The sequence below is a fragment of the Aurantimonas sp. genome, from assembly GCF_964217435.1.
Lineage (GTDB): Bacteria > Pseudomonadota > Alphaproteobacteria > Rhizobiales > Rhizobiaceae > Aurantimonas > Aurantimonas coralicida.
The window spans coordinates 63,821-83,921 of sequence record NZ_CAXPJM010000011.1; the positions used below are offsets into that span (position 1 = coordinate 63,821).

Sequence of the window (20,101 nt, forward strand, 5' to 3'; positions counted from 1 at the left end):
GGCGCCCTGCGGCGGCGGGTCCGCGCCGGCGCTTTTCCCCAGACAAACTCGACATTTCGGGAATCCTTAAGAGAGTTTCTTAATCTCCTCGAAACATCATGGGCGCTCCGGCAAGCGTATGCAGGCGATCGATCGCGTTCATGACAATCGCAGCTCCCCACTCCTACGACCACACGGTCATCGCCAGACGACGGGCCGCCCGCAATGGCGACCTGACCCGGACGCTGAAGGCCGCGCGGGAACGTCTGTCGGCGCGTGGCGGGCTGCAGCCGAACTTCGAACGCGAGCTCCTGGTCCAGCATGCCGCGGCGATCCAGGCGGCGGCGATCGTCCTGCCCCTGCCGGTCATCCTCACCGGATTCGGCCTTTCGATCTTCACCGGTCCGCTGCCGGCGATCCTGTGGACCGGCTTCGCCCTGCTCGGCCATTTCGCCCTGGTCGTCGTGTCGCGGCGGTTTCCGGCCGACAACCTGACGCGCGCCGGCATCACCCGCTGGTCGCGGATCTTCCTTGCCGGCCATGTGGCGGCCGGCCTGTCCTGGGCGTATCTGGCGACGCTGGCCTGCGCCGAATGCCAACCGCTGCGCTTCGAGCTCTTCCAGTTCACGGTGATCTTCCTCGCCATCGCGATGATCGCCATGGTGTCCTCGACGCTGCGCGCCGTCGTCCCGCTCACCTTCCTGCCGACCATCCTGGTGCTCGGCTACGGCATCGTCACCACGGCCCAGCCCATGGCCTCGGCGATGTACGGTGTCCTGATCGGCGCCGTGCCGTTCTTCGCCTTCGTTGCCGAGATGCTGCGCCGCGCCAGCATCGCCCGGCTGAAGCACCAGAGCGAGAAGGACGAGCTGATCGCCGAGCTGGAAATGGCGAAGATCATGTCCGACGAGGCCCGCAGCCGGGCCGAAGAGGCCAACCTCGCCAAGTCGCGCTTCCTGGCGACGATGAGCCACGAGCTGCGCACGCCGCTGAACGCCATTCTCGGCTTCTCCGAAGTGATGAGCAACGAGATCCTTGGCCCCATCGGCAACGAATCCTACAAGGACTACATCGCCGACATCCATGCCTCGGGGCAGCATCTGCTCGGCCTGATCAACGAGATCCTCGACCTGTCGCGGGTCGAGGCCGGGCGCTATGCCCTCAGCGAGGAAGCCGTCGACATCGTCGCCATCGCCCGCGACTGCCTCGGCTATGTCCGGGTGAAGGCGGAAGCCAAGGACCTGGTCATCGGCGCCGAGTTCGAAGCCGGCCTGCCGGCCATGTGGGCCGACGAGCGCTCGCTGCGCCAGATCATCCTCAACCTCCTGTCGAACGCGGTGAAGTTCACCCCGCGCGGCGGCGAGATCACCCTGCGCGTCGGCTGGACCGCCGGCGGCGGCCAGTATCTGGCGGTCAAGGACAATGGTCCGGGCATCCCCGAGGAGGAGATCCCGATCGTCCTGTCGTCCTTCGGCCAGGGCTCCATCGCCATCAAGAGCGCCGAACAGGGCACCGGCCTCGGCCTGCCGATCGTCCAGGCGCTGATGAAGATGCATGACGGCTCGTTCGAGCTGCGCTCGCGGCTGCGCGAGGGCACCGAGGCGATCGCGATCTTCCCCAATTCCCGCGTCCTGGAAGTCATGCCGGCCCTCGACGAATACGCCTGACGCCTCGGCACCGTGGCGGATTTCCAGCCGGACGCAACGACGCGGCGCGCTTGTAGGTCACGGCCCGAAAGGCCATATCCGGGTCATGAAACGCGGTGCGACGACGCCCGCCGACGCCCCGATTGTGACACCGACGCGCCGCGGACCCATGAGCATCGAAAGCCCCTGCATCTCCCTGTGCGCGATCGATCCCCGGTCCGGCTATTGCTTCGGTTGCGGCCGCACGGGCGAAGAGATCGGCGCGTGGATCGCCTTCTCCCCCGAACAGCGCCGCGCCGTGATGGACACCCTGCCGGCCCGCATGGCGACGATCGAGCGCCCGGCCCGGCGCGAAACCAGGCGACGGCGGCTGGAACGCGAACGGGCCGAAGCGCAAGGAGCGGACGATGCGTAGAGGCAGCCTCCTCTGGATCATCCTCGCCATTCTCGGCGTGGCGTGCCTGGCCCTCGTCCTCAACCAGGACGGCACCATTGCCGGCCTGCCGGACAACCAGTTCGCCAGCCTCGCCTATTACGGCGTCTGGGGGCTGGCGCTGGCTTCCGGCGCGATCCTGTTCCTGCGAACCAACCTCGCCGGCGCGCTCAAGGGCGCGGCGATCTGGGGCCTCGCCTTCCTCGTGCTGATCGCCGCCTATGGCTTTGCGCCGGAACTCTCGGCCCTGAAGGACCGTGTCGTCGCCGTCCTCGTGCCCGGCACACTGGTTTCGCTCGGCGACGGCACCGAGGGCAGCCGCTTCATGTCGCTGCGCGGCGCCGACGACCATTTCCATCTCGACGGCGAGATCGACGGCAAGCCCATCTCGTTCATGGTCGATACCGGTGCCTCGATGATCGCGCTCGACCGCTCGACGGCCGAATCCGTCGGCATCGACACGACGCGACTGCGCTATTCGCAGCAGGTGATGACGGCCAATGGCGTCGTCGGCGCGGCGCCGGTGCGGCTCGACGAGGTGCGGGTCGGCGACATCGTGCGGCACGGCGTGACGGCCGCGGTGACGGAGAGCGACGGCCTCGGCGTCGCACTGCTCGGCATGAGCTTTCTCAACACCCTCACCTCCTTCGACTTTCGCGGCGACCGGCTAATCCTGACCGACTGAACGACTGTCTCAGAGCAGCGAATAGGCGAAGCGCGCGGCGACGATCAGAAGAAACGCGCCGAAGCCGAGCTCGAGCTGGCGGCGGGTCAGCCGGTGGGCCAGCGCGGCGCCCAGCGGCACCGCCAGGATCGAGGCCGGCGCGATCAGGAGCACCGCCGCCAGGCTGACGAAGCCGATGCTGTAGGCCGGCAGCAGCGGATCGCCCCAGCCGCCGATGGCGTAGGAGAGCAGGCCGGGAACCGAGATCAGCACGCCGACGCCGGCGCTGGTGGCCACCGCCTCGATCATCGGCCGGTTGTAGAGCGTCATGAAGGTGTTGTTCAGGACACCGCCGCCGATGCCCATCAACGAGGACAAGAGGCCGATCAGGAAGCCGGCGACCGAGCGACCGGCAAGGCCAGGCAACTGCTTGCCGAAGGACATCGGCACCTTGCCGAAGACCAGCTTCAGCCCGAGCACCAGGGCCAGCGCCGCGAAAATGCCGCGTAACTCGCCCGAAGAGGCCGCCGCGGCGACCATGGCCCCCGCGATCGCCCCGAGCGGGATCGCCACGACCCATTCCTTCAGGAGCCGCCAGTCGACGACGCCGCGCCGCCAGTGCGAGACCAGCGAGCGGATCGAGGTCGGCACGATGATCGCCAGGGACGAGCCGATGGCCAGATGCATCGAGACTTCGTGGCTGACGCCGAGTTCCTCGAAGGTCTGGTAGAGCACCGGCACGAAGATCGCGCCGCCGCCGATGCCGAACAGGCCGGCGAGGAAGCCCGCGGCCGCAGCCGCTCCGAAGAGCGGCAGGAGGTAGGGAATCAGAGCGGACGCTTCGATCGGCTGCATGGTTCCTCATAGGGGGGAACAGTCGCGAATGCATCCGTTATGTTGCACCGCGGAAAAACCGGCGCGGCTACGCCGAGGTTCGGCGGGAGATCAGCGCCGCAGCATCAGCTGCGACACCATGCGGGCCGCCCGGCCCCAGGGCGGGCCGAGCCGCTCGAAGACGTTTATCGCCCCGACCTTGTAGACCGCCCGGGCATGGCTGAAGCGCAGGAAGCCGTCGCGCCCGTGATAGGCGCCCATGCCGCTCAGGCCGATCCCGCCGAAGGGCAGATTGTCCTGGGCGATGTGCAGGAGCGTGCCGTTCACGGTCACGCCGCCGGAAATCGCCCCGTCGAGGACCCGCGTCTCCGTCCGCTTGTCGCCGGTGAAGCAATAGAGCGCCAGCGGCCGCTCGCGCGAATTGACGATCGCCAGCGCCTCGTCGAGATCGCGATAGGCCACGACCGGCAGGATTGGGCCGAAGATCTCCTCGCGCATCAGGACACTGTCCTCGGGGGCGCCGACGACGATGGCGGGTGCCATCCGTGCCGCGCCCTCCCCCGTTTCGCTCGCCACCGTGTCGGAATGGCGATGCACGGTGGCGCCGGCGACCTCGGCCTCCGCCAGCGCGGCTGCCAGACGGGCATGGTGCCGCTCGCTGATGATGCTGGTGTAGTCGGCATTCGCCGCCGGTTCCGGATAGGCGGATCGCGCTTGCGCCATCGCTGCGGCAACGAAGGCGTCGAGAGATGTCGCGGGCACAAGTACGTAGTCCGGCGCGATGCAGGTCTGGCCGGCATTCAGCCATTTGCCGAAGGCGATCGACCGCGCCGCCGCGTCGACGGAATAGTCCGGGCAGATGATCGCCGGCGACTTGCCGCCGAGTTCCAGCGTCACCGGTGTCAGATTCTCGGCCGCCGCGCGCATCACCTCGCGGCCGACATGGGTCGAGCCGGTGAACAGCAGATGGTCGAAGGGCAGCGCCGAGAACGCCTTGGCGACCGGCACGTCGCCGACGACGACCGTCACCTGGTCGGCGGCGAAATGCTCGGCGACCAGGCGCTGCAGCAGTTCGGAGAAGCGCGGCGTCAGTTCCGACGGCTTCAGCATGGCGCGGTTGCCGGCCGCCAGCGCGTCGGCCAGCGGCGCCAGCGTCAGGATCAGCGGATAGTTCCAGGGCGCCATGATGCCGACGACGCCGAGCGGCTCGTGGCGCACCCAGGCCCGGCCCGGCTGGAAGGTGATGTCGATGCCGCGGCGCTGCGGCTTCATCCATCCGGCAAGCGACTTGGAGGCGTGGCGGATGGCATTGAGGGTCGGGCCGACCTCGAGGAGTTCGGTCTCGGTCTTCGAGCGCTGGCCGAAATCGGCGGAGATCGCCGCGGCGATGGCATCGACATTGCCGACGATCAGCCGGCGCAGACGCGCGAGCGCGTCGCGGCGTGCAACGGCATCCGGTGCCGGCTGGCTGCGCGAGGCCGCATGCTGGCGGTCGAACCGCGCCTGCAGAGTGTCGTCGTTCATGGCGCGATCCGTTCGTGCTGTCGGGTGATCGTCATCGGCGCGGTCGCCGGTGTCAGGCGGCGTGGCGCTTGTCGCCATCCAGCCGCACGGCGGCGAAGGCCTCGCGCAGCAGCTGCGGTCCGGCGTCCGGGCGCACCGCGCCGTCCGACAGGATCTGGCGCCAGCGCCGCGCGCCGGGCATGCCGTTGAACAGGCCGAGCATGTGCCGGGTCACCTGCCCCAGCCGGCCGCCGTTCTCCAGATGCCGCGCGGCGTAATCCGCCATGGTGTCGATCAGCGCGGCATAGTCCACCGGCCGGGGCGCCGCGCCGAAGATGCGGGCATCGACCTCGGTCAGCCGGTCCGGCGTCTGGTAGGCCGCACGGCCCATCATCACCCCGTCGACGCGGTCGAGCTCCTCGACGGCCGCATCCAGCGTCGTCAGCCCGCCATTGAGGCCGACGAACGCCTCCGGCAGCCGCTGCTTCAAGCGGTGGACGCGGTCGTAGTCGAGCGGCGGGATGTCCCGGTTTTCCTTCGGGCTCAGCCCCTGCAGCCAGGCTTTTCGCGCATGGACCCAGATCGTGGTCACGCCGGCGGCAACCGCGGCGTCGGCAAGATCGTCGAGCGCCGGCTCCGGATCCTGCTCGTCGACGCCGATCCGGCACTTCACCGTCACCGGCACGTCGCTTGCCTCGGCCATGGCCGCGAGGCAGCGGCCGACGAGGTCGGGCTCGCGCATCAGGCAGGCACCGAACGCCCCGGACTGCACCCGGTCGGAGGGGCAGCCGACATTCAGATTGATCTCGTCATAGCCGAAATCCGCCGCGATCCGGCAGGCTTCCGCCAGCTTCTGCGGCTCCGAGCCGCCGATCTGCAGGGCCACCGGGTTCTCGACCGCGTCATGGCCGAGCAGCCGGTCGCGGTCGCCATGCAGGATCGCGTCGGCGACGACCATCTCGGTATAGAGCAGCGCATGCCGGGTGAGCTGCCGATGGAAGAACCGGCAATGCCGGTCGGTCCAGTCGATCATCGGGGCCACGGCGAAGCGGCGCGACCGGGCGGCGGAAGGGGATGAAGACGTCTGCATCGCGGAGAGGTAGCCATTTGGCGCCCCGCTGCCAAGCACCGGGGCGTCGAGAAGGCCGGTCAAACCCGCCGCGCGCTACTGGCCGAAGGCGCGGTCGAGGCCGTCGAGGCCGCGTTCCAGCCCGTCGCGCTCCTCGGCGGTCAGCAGTGCCAGCACGTTGCTCTCGGCCTTTTCCACCTTGGGCATCAGCTCGGCATAGACCCTGGAGCCCTCCGCCGTCAGGGCGAGATATTCGAAGCGCCGGTCGGCGGTCGCACGGGTGCGGTGCAGCCAGCCCCGCTCGTCGAGGGCGGAGACGGCGCGGCTGACCTTGGTCTTGTCCATCTCGGTGGCCTCGACGATATGCGACGACGTCACCGTCTCGCCGTCGGCACTGCCAAGGATGACCAGCACGGTGAATTCGGGGGCCGACAGCCGGTGCTCCCTCTTGTGGACCTGGGCGGCGACGCGGCCCAGAACCGTGGCCGCACGGATCAGGCGACTGGTCAGGAACAGGTCGGACCGGCGGTCGGCCGACCGGGATTTTCTTGCCGTGATCTGGCGCGCGGTCATCGTTCTTGTTCCCGGTGGCCGGAGGGGTCGCGGGGAAACAGCCGTGGCGATTGCCGTGCCGACACTTGCACCGCCAATCGTTGGAAACTGATCCGGTCTTGTCCTGTGAACGTCACATGAGCGCCCTGCGTTCCCGACCACCGACCGCTATTCGCCATGCCTTTGCCACAGGAAGGCGCCACGAGGGCCGCCGGCGACGCGCCGCAAGCGCGTCGGCCAAGGCATCACCACAGTCCTCGCTTTGCTTTTTCGGGCGAATTCCCTATAGCTTCGCGCCCAAATCGCTCTTCCAGACATGACAAGGATAATTCATTGTCTTCTACCTTCGACCGGGTCGCGGATATCATCGCCGAGACCAGCGAGATCGACCGCGCCGAGATCACGCCGGAAAGCCACACGATCGACGATCTGGGCATCGATTCGCTCGACTTCCTCGACATCGTCTTCGCGATCGACAAGGAATTCGGCATCAAGATCCCGCTCGAGAAATGGACCCAGGCGGTCAATGACGGCGAGGCGCCGACCGAGGAATACTTCGTCCTGAAGAACCTCTGCGCCAAGATTGACGAACTGCGCGCCGCCAAGGCCGGCTGACACAGCGGAACGGCGCCCGGCGCCGTTCGCCAGCGGGAGGCCCTCGGGAACCGATCGCCGGGCGGGACGGACGATTGGGATAGTGGAACGATTGCATGACACAGAATGCCAGAGACGTGGTGATCACCGGGATCGGGCTGGTGTCCTCGCTCGGCGAGGGCATCGCCACCCATCTCGACGCCATGGGCCGCGCGCCGGCACCGCAGCCGCGGATCGATGCCGAGACCTACGCGCCCTATTTCGTGCACCCGTTGCCGCCCATCGACTGGTCCAGCCAGATCCCCAAGCGGGGTGACCAGCGGCAGATGGAGACCTGGCAGAAGCTGGGCACCTATGCGGCCGGACTGGCGCTCGCCGATGCCGGTATCCCGGCCGACGAGGCCGTGCGCGCCAAGATCGACATGGTCGTGGCCGCCGGCGGCGGCGAACGCGACACCGCTGTCGACGCACTGGTCATGGACAAGGCGCGCGGCGCCAACGACCGCGACCGGATCGTCAACGAGACGCTGGGCAGCGAACTGCGCCCGACCCTGTTCCTGGCGCAGCTCTCCAACCTTCTCGCCGGCAACATCTCCATCGTCCACAAGGTGACGGGCTCCTCGCGCACCTTCATGGGCGAGGAAGCGGCCGGCATCTCGGCCATCGCTTCCGCGCGGGCACGGATCGCCGCCGGCCAGAGCGATATCTGCCTCGTTGGCGGCTCGTTCTCGGCTGAGCGCAAGGACCTGATCCTGAACTTCGACCTCGCCGGCCTGATGCTGCGCGACGACTGGCGGCCGGTCTCCTCGCGCACCGAGGGCCATGACGGCATCACCGTCGGCAGCGTCGGGGCGTTCCTCATCCTGGAATCGGCCGAACACGCCGCAGCCCGTTCGGCCCTCGCCTATGCGCGGCTGGTCAGCGCTTCCGGCGACCGCGGCAAGCGCGACGCCGAGCGCACGGCGGCGCGCTTCGAGGCGCTGCTGCCTGAAGGCGGATCGGCGAGCGACGAGACGCTGATCTTCAGCGGCGCCGCCGGCATCAAGCCGTTGCTGGATGTGGAACGCAGCGTCCTGAACAAACGGTTTCCCGATGCCCCGGTCAGGGCGTATGGGACGATGCTCGGCCATGCCTTCGAGGCGCAGGTCCCGGCCGGCGTGGCGCTGGCCGCCGGCGCGCTGTCTCGCGGTGCGGTGATCCCGCCCTTCGATGTCGGCGAGGAACGCCCGGCTTCAGCGGCCCCGCGGCGCGCCATCGTGACCGCGATCGGTCACCTTCACGCCGAGGGTGCCTGCGAACTGGAAGCCGTGGACGGACGCAGACTGTAAGGATCGGATGATGAGCGCGAACGGCAACACCGCAGAGCTGGACTTTCTCGGGCGCCCGGTGATCGCGATCACCGGGCTCGGCCTCGTCTCGTCGCTGGGCCGCGGCGTCGACGACAATTGGGACGCTTTGTCCTCGGGCCGCTCGGGCATCCACCGGATCGAGCGCTTCTCGACCGACAGCCTGCGCACCACGATCTCCGGCTCGGTGGACTTCATGGGCCCCGGCTCGGAGACCTCGACGGGTCTCTCCTACATGATGGCGGAAGCCGCCGGCTCGGAAGCCGTGCGCATGGCCGGCCTTGCCGACGACGATTTCGGCGGACCGCTGTTCCTCGCCGCCCCGCCGGTGGAGATGGAGTGGCAGCATCGCCTCGCCCTCGACGCGATGGACGGCGCGACCATCGAGGAGGCCGGCTACGACCGCCTGCTGCAGATTGCGCGCAGCCGCCCCGACAAGGCGATCTACAACCTGACCCAGTGCAGCCGCATCTCCGAGCTCCTGGCCGACCGGCTGGGCACGCGCGGCCTGCCGATCACCCTGTCGACCGCCTGCGCATCGGGCGCCTCGGCGATCCAGCTCGGTGTCGAGGCGATCCGCCGCGGCGAGACCGACCGCGCCATCGCCATCGGCACCGACGGGTCGATCACCCAGGAATCGCTGATCCGCTTCTCGCTGCTGTCGGCCCTGTCGACCAATAACGAGTATCCGGAAAAGGCCTCCAAGCCCTTCTCCAAGGATCGCGAAGGCTTCGTCATGGCCGAGGGCGCCGGCGCGCTGGTGCTGGAATCGCTGAGCGCGGCCAAGGCGCGCGGCGCCAAGATCCTCGGCGTCATCCATGGCTGCGGCGAGCGGGCCGACGACTTCCACCGCACCCGTTCCAAGCCGGACGGCTCGCCGATCATCGCGACCATCGCGGCCGGCATCGCCGACGCCGGCATGGAGCCGTCGGACATCGACTACATCAACGCCCATGGCACCTCGACGCCGGAGAACGACCGCATGGAGGCCACCGGCCTTGCCGCGGTGTTCGGCGAGGCGCTGAAGACGACGCCGATCTCCTCGAACAAGTCGATGATCGGCCACACGCTGACGGCGGCCGGCGCGATCGAGGCGGTGTTCTCGGTGCTGTCGATCCAGAACGGCCTGCTGCCGCCGACGATCAACTACGAAGTGCCGGACCCGGCGATCGAGCTGGACACCGTGCCGAACAAGGCGCGTCCGGCCGAGATCGCCACGGTGCTGTCGAACTCCTTCGGCTTCGGCGGGCAGAACGCCTGCCTCGTCATCGGGCGCGAACCGCGCCACTGAATGCCAGGGCCGCGGCGGGATCGACCCGCCCGGCCGGCCATCGGCGTCGCGCGGCCTTCGGGGCCGCACGGCAACGCCGTCACTATCCAGTCTGAGGATCTTCCCATGCGGGCATTGCAACTCGTCGGCGACCGCGAACTCAAGCAGGTGGACCTGCCGCCACCGCCACCGCCCGGCCCCGGCGAGGTCACCGTCGACATTGCCGCGGTCGCGCTGAACCATATCGACGTCTGGGGCTGGCGCGGCATGGCCTTCGCCAAGCGCAAGATGCCGCTGGTCGTCGGCGCCGAAGCGTCGGGCGTCGTCTCGGCGATCGGACCCGGCGTTGCCTCGGTGCTGCCCGGCCAGCTGGTAGCGATCTACGGCGCGCAGACCTGCGGCCTGTGCCGCCCCTGCCGCGAAGGCCGCGACAATCTCTGCGAACACGTCTCGGGCGTGCACGGCTTCCATCTCGACGGCTTCGCCCAGGAGAAGGTCAATCTGCCGGCGCGCCTCTTGGTCCCTGCCCCTCCCGGCTGCGACGCCATCGGCGCGGCGCTGGCGCCGGTGACCTTCGGCACGGTCGAGCACATGCTGTTCGACAATGCCAAGCTCGAGCCGGGCGAGACCATTCTCGTCCATGCCGGCGGGTCCGGCATCGGCTCGGCGGCGATCCAGCTTGCCAAGCGGCACGGCGCGACGGTGATCACCACCGTCGGCTCCGACGACAAGGCCGAGCGCGCCCGGGCGCTGGGTGCCGACCACGTCATCAACTACCGCGTCGACCGCTTCGAGGGCGTCACCCGCAAGCTGACCAAGAAGAAGGGCGTCGACGTCGTCTTCGAGCATGTCGGCGCCGACACCTGGGCGGGCTCGATGCTGTGCATGAAGCGCGGCGGCCGGCTGGTCACCTGCGGCTCGACATCGGGCGTGTCCACCCAGATGAACCTGATGCAGCTCTTCCAGCAGCAGCTGAAGCTGTTCGGCTCCTTCGGCTGCCGCATGGAGAACATGCGCGACGCCATGCAGAAGATGGCCCGCGGCATCGTCCATCCGGTGATCGACGCGGAGATCGGCTTCGACCAGATCGACATCGCGCTGAAGCGGATGGAGGCGCGCGAGGTGTTCGGCAAGATCGTGCTGCGCGTCGCCGACGAGGCCGGCAGCGAGAGCGCAAACCCGCGCGCGGCATGAACCTCTTCGTCGCGCGCTATGCGCTGCGGGCCAAGCGCGCCGCGGACTTCGTCATTGCCCAGGTGCTGTTCGCCGCGCTGCGGACCATCCGGCTGCTGCCGGCCGATGTCGGCCTGTCCTTCGCCGACCGCACGGCGCGGCTGCTGGGCCCGTGGACGAGCCGCCACCGGCTGGCGGTCGACAATCTGCAGCAGGCCTATCCGGAAAAGGACGCGGCCTGGGTCGAGCAGGTGGCGCGGGACAATTGGGGCCAGATGGGCCGGCTCGCCGCCGAGTTCGTGTTCCTCGACGATCTCTTCGATTTCGACCCGGAGAACCCCGAGGCCGGGCGCATCGAGGTCGAGGGCGCCGAAATCTTCGCCGAACTGCGCGAGCGCAAGGGCCCGTTCATCTTCTTCACCGGCCATCTCGGCTGCTTCGAGCTGCTGCCGATCGCGGCGGCCGCCTTCGACCTGGAATTCACCGCCCTCTTCCGGCAGCCCAACAACCGCTACATCGCCAAGGAAGTGCAGGCCGCGCGGCGGACCAGCGGCGGCCACATGGTGCCGTCCAAGGCCGGCGCGGCGTGGTCGCTGGCCGGTATCCTGCAGCGTTCCGGCTCGGTCGGCATGCTGGTGGACCAGAAATTCCGCAAGGGCGAACCGACGACCTTCTTCGGCCGGGAATGCCGCACCAATCCGCTGCTACCGAAGCTGGCGCGCCAGTTCGACTGCGAGATCTACCCGGCGCGGTCGATCCGCCTGCCGGGCGGGCGCTACCGGCTCGAGCTGCAGCCGCGACTGGAGCTGCCGCGAGCCGACAGCGGCGAGATCGACGTGACCGCCACCTGCCAGCTGCTCAACGACGTGGTCGAGGGCTGGGTGCGCGAGCATCCCGAACAATGGATGTGGTTTCACGACCGCTGGAAGAGCGGCAAGGCCCGCCGCAAGCCCGCGCAGCCGAAGCCCGCTTGAGGGCTCGCCGTCGCGACCCGGCCGCTTGCGTGGCCGGGCGCCGGTCGTTCAGCGCTGGACGACGACCCTCGTGTTACGCATGCCCATCTTGCGGACCATCGTATAGAAGATCTTGGCATTGGCGGTGTGCAGGCGCACGCAGCCATGCGAGGCGGGGCGGCCGAGCCGGCTGACGGCACCGGTGCCGTGAATGGCGTAGCCGCGGTGGTCGAAGACCGAATAGGGCATCGGCGACATGTCGTATTTGCGCGAATGCCACATGCGGTGGATGCGCTTGGCCCGCCAGCTTCCCGTCGGCGTGACATAGCCGCGGCGGGCCGTCGAGACCGGCCAGCGATACATCACCCGGCCGTTCTTGATCACCGTCATCGTCTGGGCGGACAGGTCCACCTTGGCGACCAGGCCGGCGGATGCTGTCGAGATGCCGCAGCCGAGCACGCCCGCGATCATCACGATCGCGACCAGTAGTTTCTTCATGTTTTTGACTCCGACCCAAGAACTCCACATTCCCGCCGCAGAAAAACCTAGTTTCAATTCTGCCGCGCGGTCAACTGCCAAAAACGTGAACAGATTAACACGGTCTGGGGACGCGATATTCCGGCAACTGCGCCTCCTCCTCCGCTTCCCTCTGGGTAAGGGTTTGCGCGCCATCAAGACGGCTTCGCGTCTCTTCTGCCGACGCCACCGATCAGCCCTTCGGCCAATGTTCGATAAATCTTTACGTCTTGGACATACGGTCGCAGCGAAATCGGCGCGGAATGGGCGATGGTGCTCAAGTTTTTTTACAGGAATGGACTGACTGTTCTCGGCGGGCTGGCGATCGCCGGCGTCGTCGTGTTCGGCGCGCTGTCCATCGGTGGCGCCACCGTCGGCGGTCTCGTCGAGACCGAGATGCGGACCAAGGGCGAGAACTTCGCCCGGCTCCTCACCCAGCCCGGCGGCAATGTCGATGCCTTCCTCACCGGCCTGTCCCGCGACCCCGACGCCGAAACCGACATCCGCCGGCTGGCGGACCTCGCCAATATCGAGAGTTTCGCGATCTTCGATCGCAACGGCGAAGAGGTCTATCGCACGCGCTCCGACCGCTATGAATGGCTGCTGCGCGACCGCCCGGGCGGCATGCAGTCGGGCGACCGGCTGTCCGAGAGCGTCCTGGCGCGCGAGGGCGACTGGCAGGTCGTCGAGGATGACGGCTTCACCAATCCGACGGTGATCATGCCGCTGATCCGGAACGACCAGACGATCGGCTATGTCTCGATGGTCGGCAACATGGTCGCCAACCGCAGTGCGTTCAAAACGACGCTGGCGAACGCCTCCGCCCTGTTGCTGGTCCTGATCTTCTTCGCCACGGCGGTGCCGCTGCTCCTCTATATCCGCCGCAAGCGCAAGATCGCCGAGGCGGACGAGCGCATCATCTTCCTGGCCAATCACGACGCCCTGACCAAGCTGCTCAACCGGCATCGCATGCAGGAGGAGAGCGACCGGGTGCTGGCCACGGTGCGCGCCACCCGCGAGCGCATGGCCTATCTGTATATCGACATCGACGAGATGTCCGAGATCAACGACCGGCTGGGCCAGGCCGCCGGCGACGAGCTCCTGCGCGTGGTGGCCGACCGGCTGATCGGCGTCGTCGACCGCAACGACCTGCTCGCCCGCCTCGGCGCCGACGATTTCGCCGTCCTGCAGCGCCGGGTCGCCTCGCAGGAAGATGTGGCGGCGCTGTGCAAGCGGATCGTCGACGCGGTGACAGAGCCGGTCGAGATCGAGGGCACCACGGTGACCCCGAGCGTCTCCATCGGCTGCGCGCTCGCGCCCCAGGACGGACGCACCCATTCGGAACTGGTCAAGCATGCCGAGCTCGCGCATCTGCAGCACAAGACCGACAAATCCCGCAACCTGATCTATTTCGAACCGTCCATGGACGAGGCGATGCATCATCGCCGGCATATCGAAGGTCTGGTGCGTCGGGCTCTGGAGAACCAGAGCTTCGAGCTGTTCTACCAGCCGATCGTCAACGGGGACGGATCGCGGCTGCTCGGCTTCGAGGCGCTGATCCGCATGCGCGACGAAGAGGGCAACCAGATCTCGCCGGCGGTCTTCATCCCGATCGCCGAGGCGCGCGGCTACATCAAGACCATCGGCACCTGGGTGATCGGCGAGGCCGTGCGCCAGATCGCGCTGTGGCCGGAGCATCTCTTCGTTTCGGTCAATCTGAGCCCGGTGCAATTCGGCGACGGCGACCTCGTCTCGATCGTCAAGTCGGCCCTCGACAAGGCCGGCGTCGACGGCAGCCGTCTCGAGATCGAGGTGGTCGAGTCGCTGGTTCTTGAGCGCTCCGACGAGATCCTCGCCCAGCTGCGCGAACTGAAGGCCCTCGGCATCTCCATCGACATGGACGATTTCGGCACCGGCTATTCCTCGCTCGGCTATCTCTGGCGCTTCCCGTTCGACAAGCTGAAGATCGACCAGTCCTTCATGGTGGCCTACGAGAATGGCGAGCCCAGCGTGCCGCAGATTCTCGACACCATTGTCTCGATGGCCCACCACATGAACATGAAGGTCACCGCTGAGGGCATCGAGACCCGCGAGCAGGTCGACCTGCTCAAGAGCCTGGGCTGCGACCAGCTCCAGGGCTTCTATTTCGGCAAGCCGATGCCGGCCGAACGGGTGGCCAGCGAAGCGCTGGCGCGGTTCCGCCACGGGCCGTCCGACGACAGCGCGGTGCGTCCGTCGGCGACCGCGTAGCGTCTTCGCCGTACTCCCAGGGACCTCTTCGCCGCGCCGGCGCGATTTCCCGCCCCCCTTCAAATCCCCGCGGCAGCCTGTCGCTGCCAGCCCGCCGGACGCCCGTCTGCAGCGGCCGAACAGGCCGTGGATTTTGCCGCGCGCAGCCCTGTCCGGCTGCCCCACGAGCGCCATATTTGAGAAAACAGGTTGGATTCCGGCCGTTAGCAGGCTAGCCTCTCCAAGAACGTTCAAAGAGATGTCTGCCGTCCGGCAGCAACGAGTCGTATGCGGGCGACATGGGCACAATCACCCCGTGTTCGCGTCGCCATTCCTGCGTACGATACTCGCCTCGCACAAAGAAGTAAGGATTACGCATGAAATTTCTTCTCGCCTCAACCTGTCTCGCAGCCGCCCTGTTCGGGTTCAGCGCCACCGCCTCGGCGCAGGAGAACTGTGAACTGAGCGTGTCGAACATGAACTGGGCGTCGGCAGAGGTTCTGGCGGCGATCGACAAAATCATCCTCGAAGAGGGCTATGGCTGCACCGTGCGCCTCCTGCCGGGCGACACCATGCCGACCTTCGCCTCGATGACCGAGAAGCAGGAGCCGGACGTCGCGCCCGAGATGTGGGTCAACCAGTTCCGCGACCAGATCGACAAGGCCGCCGAGGAAGGCACCATCGCCTTCGGCGCCGAGGTCCTGTCGGACGGCGGCGAGGAAGGCTGGTGGGTCCCGACCTACTTCGCCGAGGCCCATCCCGAGATCAAGACCGTCGGCGACGCGCTGGAGCATCCCGAGCTGTTCCCGGCGACCGAGGATCCGTCCAAGGGCGCCGTCTACAACTGCCCGGCTGGCTGGGGCTGCCAGATCACCACGGCGAACCTGTTCAAGGCCTATGACGGCGAGGAGAAGGGCTTCACCCTGATCGACACCGGCTCGGCCGCCGGGCTCGATGGCTCGATCGCCAAGGCCTACGAGAACAAGGAGCCGTGGCTCGGCTATTACTGGGCGCCGACCGCCATTCTCGGCAAGTACCCGATGAAGAAGCTGCCCTTCGACGCCGAGCACGATCCCAAGGAATGGGCCGAGTGCACGACCCAGGTCGATTGCGCCGAGCCGAAGATCAACGCCTGGACCAAGTCCGAGGTCTTCACCGTCCTGACGCCGAAGGTGCAGGAACAGTCGCCCGAGGTAGCCGAGTATCTGAACACCCGCGCCTGGGGCAACGACACGGTCAACAAGCTCCTCGCCTGGAAGGAAGAGCAGCAGGCGACCGGCGAGGACACCGCCTACTACTTCCTCGAGAACAACCCGGACCTGTGGACCGGCTGGGTCTCCGAGGACGCGGCCGAGAAGATCAAGTCGGCGCTCTGATCCGGACCGGCTGACACGATGACGACGGACCTGCCGGTGGTCGCACCACCGGCAGGTCATTCTCGCCGCTGCCCGATTCCGGGCAATGCGCCTGGCGGGCGCTTGACGGCCGATCCCGGCCGACGCGCCCTGCCCCACGGTTGCGACCGGCACCACGGCCCCCTCGCGGGTCCATCGCCGGCCGTGCGACCGCAGGCCCGCCCCGGGCCCCATGATCCAGAAAACATGCCAAGGAGACCTCGACTGTGGATTGGTTGACCGAATTTCCACAACTGGCGGGGCGAGACCTGCGCTTGATGTCGCGCACGATCGACCAGTATTACCGCTCGTTCTCGCGCGCCTATGGCGACACGATCGAAGCGATCTTCCGCCCGTTGCTCGAGTTCCTCCTGTGGTTCGAACGGCTCCTGATCCAGACCCCGTGGTGGATCATCCTGCTCGTCATCGTCGGCATCGTCTGGCTGGCCAGCCGGTCGAAGGCGATCACCGTCGGCACCTTCGTCGCCCTGATCCTCATCGGCGTGTTCGGCATGTGGGAAGACACCATGCGAACCCTGTCGATCATCGTCGTCTGCACGCTCATGTCGATCATCATCGGCATGCCGATCGGCATCATCATGTCGCGCTCCAACAAGGTGCAGGCGGTCATCAATCCGATCCTCGACGTGATGCAGACGATGCCGTCCTTCGTCTATCTCATCCCGATCGTCATGCTGCTCGGCATCGGCCTCATTCCGGGTCTGCTGGTGGTGGTGATCTACGCCATGCCGCCGATCATCCGGCTGACCAATCTCGGCATCCGGCTGGTCGACAAGGAAGTGCTGGAGGCCGCCAACGCCTTCGGCTCCTCGGGCTGGCAGAAGCTGACACAGGTGCAGCTACCGCTCGCCCTGCCGACCATCATGGCCGGCATCAACCAGACCATCATGATGGCCCTCGCCATGGTCGTCGTCGCCTCGCTGATCGGCGTGCGCGGCCTCGGCCAGCCTGTGCTGCAGGCCATCACCAATCAGTATTTCACGCAGGGCGTCCTGAATGGCCTGGCGATCGTCGCCATCGCCATCATCTTCGACCGCTCCAGCCAGGCCTACGGCAAGCGCCTGCAGCGTCACCGGGAGGCCGCCCATGGCTGATGAGATCGCCATCAAGATCCGCAATCTTTACAAGATCTTCGGTCCCGAAGACAAAGCGATGGTGGATCTCGTACGCCAGGGCATGTCGAAGACCGAGCTCCTCGCCGAGCACAGCCACGTGCTCGGGCTGAAGGACATCAACATCGACATCCCGGCCTCCGGCATCCAGGTGGTGATGGGGCTGTCGGGGTCGGGCAAGTCCACCCTGATCCGCCACATCAACCGGCTGATCGAACCGTCGGCCGGCGAGATCCTGATCGACGACGAGGATGTCCTCGCCATGTCGGACACGCGCCTACGCGATTTCCGGCGGCACAAGATCTCGATGGTCTTCCAGCGCTTCGGGCTGCTGCCCCACAAGACCGTCATCGACAATGTCGCCTACGGGCTGGAGGTGATGGGCAAGTCGCGCAAGGAGCAGCGCGACGGCGCGATGCGCTGGATCGAGCGCGTCGGGCTGAAGGGCTACGAGGACAATTATCCGGCCCAGCTGTCGGGCGGCATGCAGCAGCGCGTCGGCCTGGCGCGGGCGCTGGCGACGGACGCCGACATCCTGTTGATGGACGAGGCCTTCTCGGCGCTCGATCCGCTGATCCGCACCGACATGCAGAGCGTGCTCCTCGACCTGCAGACAGAACTGCACAAGACCATCGTGTTCATCACCCACGATCTCGACGAGGCGCTGCGGCTCGGCGAGCAGATCGCCATCCTGCGGGCCGGTGAGATCGTCCAGCAGGGCACCGCGCAGGACATCGTGCTGCGCCCGGCCGACGACTACATCTCGTCCTTCGTGCGCGAGGTGAACCGTGGCCGGGTGATTCAGGTCGAGACGGTGATGGAGCCGATCGCGCCGGGCGAGGCACCGGCGCCGGAAAGCGTGCCGATCCAGCGCGGCACGATCCTGGAGGAAGCTGCGCGCCGCATGACCGGCGACGGCGTCACCAAGGCGCATGTGGTCAACGGGACCGGCATGCCGATGGGCACCCTGACCATGCGCGGCCTGATGGCGGCCATGGTCACGCCGGTTCTGAAAGACGCGCTGGACGCCAGCGAACTGTAATCCTGCGAGGATGGCCGGCGGCGCAGGGTGTCGCCGGTCGCCGGTCGCCGCAGCGATCTCATCCGACCCGCGACATCCCCACGTTGCGGGTTTCGTGCGATCGGCGACGGCCGCGCCGCCGCGGCAATCAGGCGGCGATGCGGTCCGACAGCGTGGAAGCGCCGGCGCCGAAGATGCGCTCGTAGCATTCGGCCAGAAGGTCGAGATCGACCGGGGCCTGGCGGATCAGCGCCTGCTCGATCCGGGCGCGGTCGTAGCCCTCACGGGCGAGCGCGCGAATGGCGGCGGTGACGATGTCGACCTCGTCCAGTCGCTTCGGCAATCGCTCGAACATGCAAAATCCCCCTGCTTCGTCCCTCTGCGGCGATTCCCCTCGCGCGCTGCCGCGCGAATCGCCATGGTCAAATTATTAACAAAACCTTGCCGGAACTTTGCGGCAACCCCGTTTGCCGCCACGGAAGGCCGTTTGCCATCCGGTGCGTGGGTTCCCTCTTGGCCGCCGATTGTGGCGGTTGCACCGCACAATCCGACTTGTCCCCAAGACATTGTGTCTCAGGTCCCCGCATCTTCCGCGGCGTACGTCGCTTGCCGCGGGCTGACTGCGCGATGACGCGTTCGGAAGATCGCAGCCGCCGCAGGGCCGGCATCATCCGGCCAGACGCACACGGGCCGCTTGCCGCAAGGACCCGTGCCGCCGTCGCATCATCATCAGGCGTCGCCGCGACGCCGCTCGAACCGGAGGCCACCAGATGCCGCATTCGCTGACCCAGCTCCTGGACGCGAAGGGCGTCCTCCTCGCGGACGGGGCCACCGGGACCAATCTGTTCGAGGTGGGGCTGGAGGCCGGCGAAGCGCCGGAGATGTGGCTGGAGAGCCATCCCGACCGGATCACGGCGCTGCATCAGGCCTTCGTCGACAACGGCGCCGACATCATCCTCAGCTGCTCCTTCGGCGCCAATCGCCACCGGCTGAAGCTGCACCAGGCCGAAGATCGCACCCACGCGCTCAACCGGATCGCCGCCGAACTGGCGCGGGCGGTGGCCGATGCGGCCGGTCGTCCCGTCGTCGTCGGCGGATCGGTCGGCCCGACCGGCGAGTTGCTGCAGCCGTTGGGCGCCCTTTCCTATGCCGAGGCCGTCGAGGCCTTCCGCGAGCAGATCGCCGGGCTGAAGGACGGCGGCGTCGACGTCGTGTGGATCGAGACCATGTCGGCGGCCGAAGAGGTGCGCGCGGCGGCCGAGGCGGCGCTTGCCTGCGACATGCCCTATGTCGTCACCGGCTCCTTCGACAGCGCCGGCCGCACCATGATGGGCATCCACCCTTGCGACTTCCACAAGGCGGTCGACGGCCTGTCGCCGCGCCCCGTCGCGGTCGGCGCGAATTGCGGCGTCGGCGCGTCGGACATGCTGGCGACGGCTCTGGAGCTGGAAACGGGTTCGCCGGACTCCGCTTTGGTCGTGAAGGCCAATTGCGGCATTCCGCGCTTCGTCGACGGCGGCACGGTCTATTCCGGCACGCCCGAGCAGATGGCCGATTACGCCCGGCTGGCGATCGATGCGGGCGCCCGGATCATCGGCGGCTGCTGCGGAACCTCGCCACATCATCTCGGCGCCATGCGCCACGCCATCGATACCCATGTGCGCCGTCAGCGGCCGAGCATCGCCGAAATCGTCGAGGCCGTCGGTCCGCTGGTCAACAAGGCGGCGTCGGCCGCAGGCGAAACGGCGCCGCGCACGGGCCGGCGGCGAAGCCGGGACTGATCCGGCTTCGC

At 67.6% G+C, this 20,101-nt stretch carries 19 protein-coding genes; 13 read left to right on the forward strand and 6 right to left on the reverse strand.

Annotation, left to right across the window (positions count from 1 at the left end; translation table 11 throughout):
- The first annotated feature begins 140 nt into the window (after nt 1–140).
- The 3 genes from ACEQX1_RS06055 (at nt 141) to ACEQX1_RS06065 (ending at nt 2,743) form a co-directional block, all read left to right on the forward strand.
- Nucleotides 141–1,646 carry a HAMP domain-containing sensor histidine kinase gene (locus ACEQX1_RS06055; RefSeq protein WP_187390614.1) on the forward strand — a complete coding sequence of 502 codons (1,506 nt, stop codon included), beginning with the start codon at nt 141–143 and terminating at the stop codon, nt 1,644–1,646.
- Between the two features lie 148 nt (nt 1,647–1,794).
- Nucleotides 1,795–2,040 (forward strand): DUF1289 domain-containing protein, encoded by a 246-nt coding sequence (locus tag ACEQX1_RS06060; protein ID WP_370192543.1) that lies wholly within the window; start codon nt 1,795–1,797, stop codon nt 2,038–2,040.
- Complete coding sequence (locus tag ACEQX1_RS06065; RefSeq protein WP_370196615.1) at nt 2,033–2,743, forward strand: TIGR02281 family clan AA aspartic protease; 711 nt, start codon at nt 2,033–2,035, stop codon at nt 2,741–2,743. The genes ACEQX1_RS06060 and ACEQX1_RS06065 overlap by 8 nt, the downstream gene beginning before the upstream one ends.
- A 9-nt stretch (nt 2,744–2,752) precedes the next feature.
- Here the strand turns inward: ACEQX1_RS06065 and ACEQX1_RS06070 are convergent, their stop codons facing one another.
- The 4 genes from ACEQX1_RS06070 to ACEQX1_RS06085 form a co-directional block, all read right to left on the reverse strand.
- Entirely contained in the window at nt 2,753–3,577 is an 825-nt protein-coding gene (locus ACEQX1_RS06070) for a sulfite exporter TauE/SafE family protein (RefSeq protein ID WP_009210052.1), read from the reverse strand.
- Between the two features lie 90 nt (nt 3,578–3,667).
- Nucleotides 3,668–5,080 carry an aldehyde dehydrogenase family protein gene (locus ACEQX1_RS06075; protein ID WP_370194689.1) on the reverse strand — a complete coding sequence of 471 codons (1,413 nt, stop codon included), beginning with the start codon at nt 5,078–5,080 and terminating at the stop codon, nt 3,668–3,670.
- Between the two features lie 52 nt (nt 5,081–5,132).
- On the reverse strand, nt 5,133–6,149 hold the full coding sequence (gene dusA, locus ACEQX1_RS06080; protein WP_370194688.1) for a tRNA dihydrouridine(20/20a) synthase DusA: 1,017 nt from the start codon (nt 6,147–6,149) through the stop codon (nt 5,133–5,135).
- 75 nt (nt 6,150–6,224) lie between these two features.
- Entirely contained in the window at nt 6,225–6,701 is a 477-nt protein-coding gene (locus tag ACEQX1_RS06085; RefSeq protein ID WP_370194686.1) for a MarR family winged helix-turn-helix transcriptional regulator, read from the reverse strand.
- Between the two features lie 312 nt (nt 6,702–7,013).
- On the opposite strand from ACEQX1_RS06085, the gene ACEQX1_RS06090 reads away from it, so the two are divergent.
- The 5 genes from ACEQX1_RS06090 to ACEQX1_RS06110 all read left to right on the forward strand — a co-directional run bounded on the left by ACEQX1_RS06090 (nt 7,014) and on the right by ACEQX1_RS06110 (nt 12,037).
- Nucleotides 7,014–7,295: an acyl carrier protein gene (locus ACEQX1_RS06090; protein ID WP_024351348.1), complete on the forward strand. Its 282-nt coding sequence runs from the start codon at nt 7,014–7,016 to the stop codon at nt 7,293–7,295.
- A 95-nt stretch (nt 7,296–7,390) separates the two neighbouring features.
- Nucleotides 7,391–8,602 (forward strand): beta-ketoacyl-ACP synthase, encoded by a 1,212-nt coding sequence (locus tag ACEQX1_RS06095; RefSeq protein ID WP_370196616.1) that lies wholly within the window; start codon nt 7,391–7,393, stop codon nt 8,600–8,602.
- Between the two features lie 7 nt (nt 8,603–8,609).
- Complete coding sequence (locus ACEQX1_RS06100; RefSeq protein WP_188076220.1) at nt 8,610–9,911, forward strand: beta-ketoacyl-ACP synthase; 1,302 nt, start codon at nt 8,610–8,612, stop codon at nt 9,909–9,911.
- Nucleotides 9,912–10,016: 105 nt separating this feature from the next.
- On the forward strand, nt 10,017–11,084 hold the full coding sequence (locus tag ACEQX1_RS06105; RefSeq protein WP_370193402.1) for a zinc-binding dehydrogenase: 1,068 nt from the start codon (nt 10,017–10,019) through the stop codon (nt 11,082–11,084).
- Complete coding sequence (locus ACEQX1_RS06110; protein ID WP_188076222.1) at nt 11,081–12,037, forward strand: lipid A biosynthesis lauroyl acyltransferase; 957 nt, start codon at nt 11,081–11,083, stop codon at nt 12,035–12,037. Before ACEQX1_RS06105 ends, ACEQX1_RS06110 begins: the two co-directional genes overlap by 4 nt.
- Before the next feature lie 48 nt (nt 12,038–12,085).
- Here the strand turns inward: ACEQX1_RS06110 and ACEQX1_RS06115 are convergent, their stop codons facing one another.
- Nucleotides 12,086–12,514 carry a L,D-transpeptidase gene (locus ACEQX1_RS06115; protein ID WP_370193403.1) on the reverse strand — a complete coding sequence of 143 codons (429 nt, stop codon included), beginning with the start codon at nt 12,512–12,514 and terminating at the stop codon, nt 12,086–12,088.
- A gap of 288 nt (nt 12,515–12,802) precedes the next feature.
- Here ACEQX1_RS06115 and ACEQX1_RS06120 point away from each other — a divergent pair, with 288 nt between their 5' ends.
- The 4 genes from ACEQX1_RS06120 to ACEQX1_RS06135 all read left to right on the forward strand — a co-directional run bounded on the left by ACEQX1_RS06120 (nt 12,803) and on the right by ACEQX1_RS06135 (nt 18,330).
- The gene (locus tag ACEQX1_RS06120; RefSeq protein ID WP_246716053.1) at nt 12,803–14,782 is read left to right on the forward strand and encodes a bifunctional diguanylate cyclase/phosphodiesterase; all 1,980 of its coding nucleotides are present in this window, start codon (nt 12,803–12,805) and stop codon (nt 14,780–14,782) included.
- 356 nt (nt 14,783–15,138) lie between these two features.
- On the forward strand, nt 15,139–16,137 hold the full coding sequence (locus ACEQX1_RS06125) for an ABC transporter substrate-binding protein (protein ID WP_370196617.1): 999 nt from the start codon (nt 15,139–15,141) through the stop codon (nt 16,135–16,137).
- Between the two features lie 245 nt (nt 16,138–16,382).
- On the forward strand, nt 16,383–17,270 hold the full coding sequence (locus tag ACEQX1_RS06130; RefSeq protein WP_009210069.1) for a proline/glycine betaine ABC transporter permease: 888 nt from the start codon (nt 16,383–16,385) through the stop codon (nt 17,268–17,270).
- Nucleotides 17,263–18,330 carry a glycine betaine/L-proline ABC transporter ATP-binding protein gene (locus ACEQX1_RS06135; RefSeq protein ID WP_370196618.1) on the forward strand — a complete coding sequence of 356 codons (1,068 nt, stop codon included), beginning with the start codon at nt 17,263–17,265 and terminating at the stop codon, nt 18,328–18,330. The genes ACEQX1_RS06130 and ACEQX1_RS06135 overlap by 8 nt, the downstream gene beginning before the upstream one ends.
- Before the next feature lie 127 nt (nt 18,331–18,457).
- Here ACEQX1_RS06135 and ACEQX1_RS06140 read toward each other — a convergent pair whose 3' ends face one another.
- Nucleotides 18,458–18,664 (reverse strand): hypothetical protein, encoded by a 207-nt coding sequence (locus ACEQX1_RS06140; protein WP_188076226.1) that lies wholly within the window; start codon nt 18,662–18,664, stop codon nt 18,458–18,460.
- Between the two features lie 415 nt (nt 18,665–19,079).
- Between ACEQX1_RS06140 and bmt the strand changes: the two genes are divergently transcribed.
- The gene (gene bmt, locus ACEQX1_RS06145) at nt 19,080–20,090 is read left to right on the forward strand and encodes a betaine--homocysteine S-methyltransferase (RefSeq protein WP_024351358.1); all 1,011 of its coding nucleotides are present in this window, start codon (nt 19,080–19,082) and stop codon (nt 20,088–20,090) included.
- Nucleotides 20,091–20,101 lie beyond the last annotated feature (11 nt).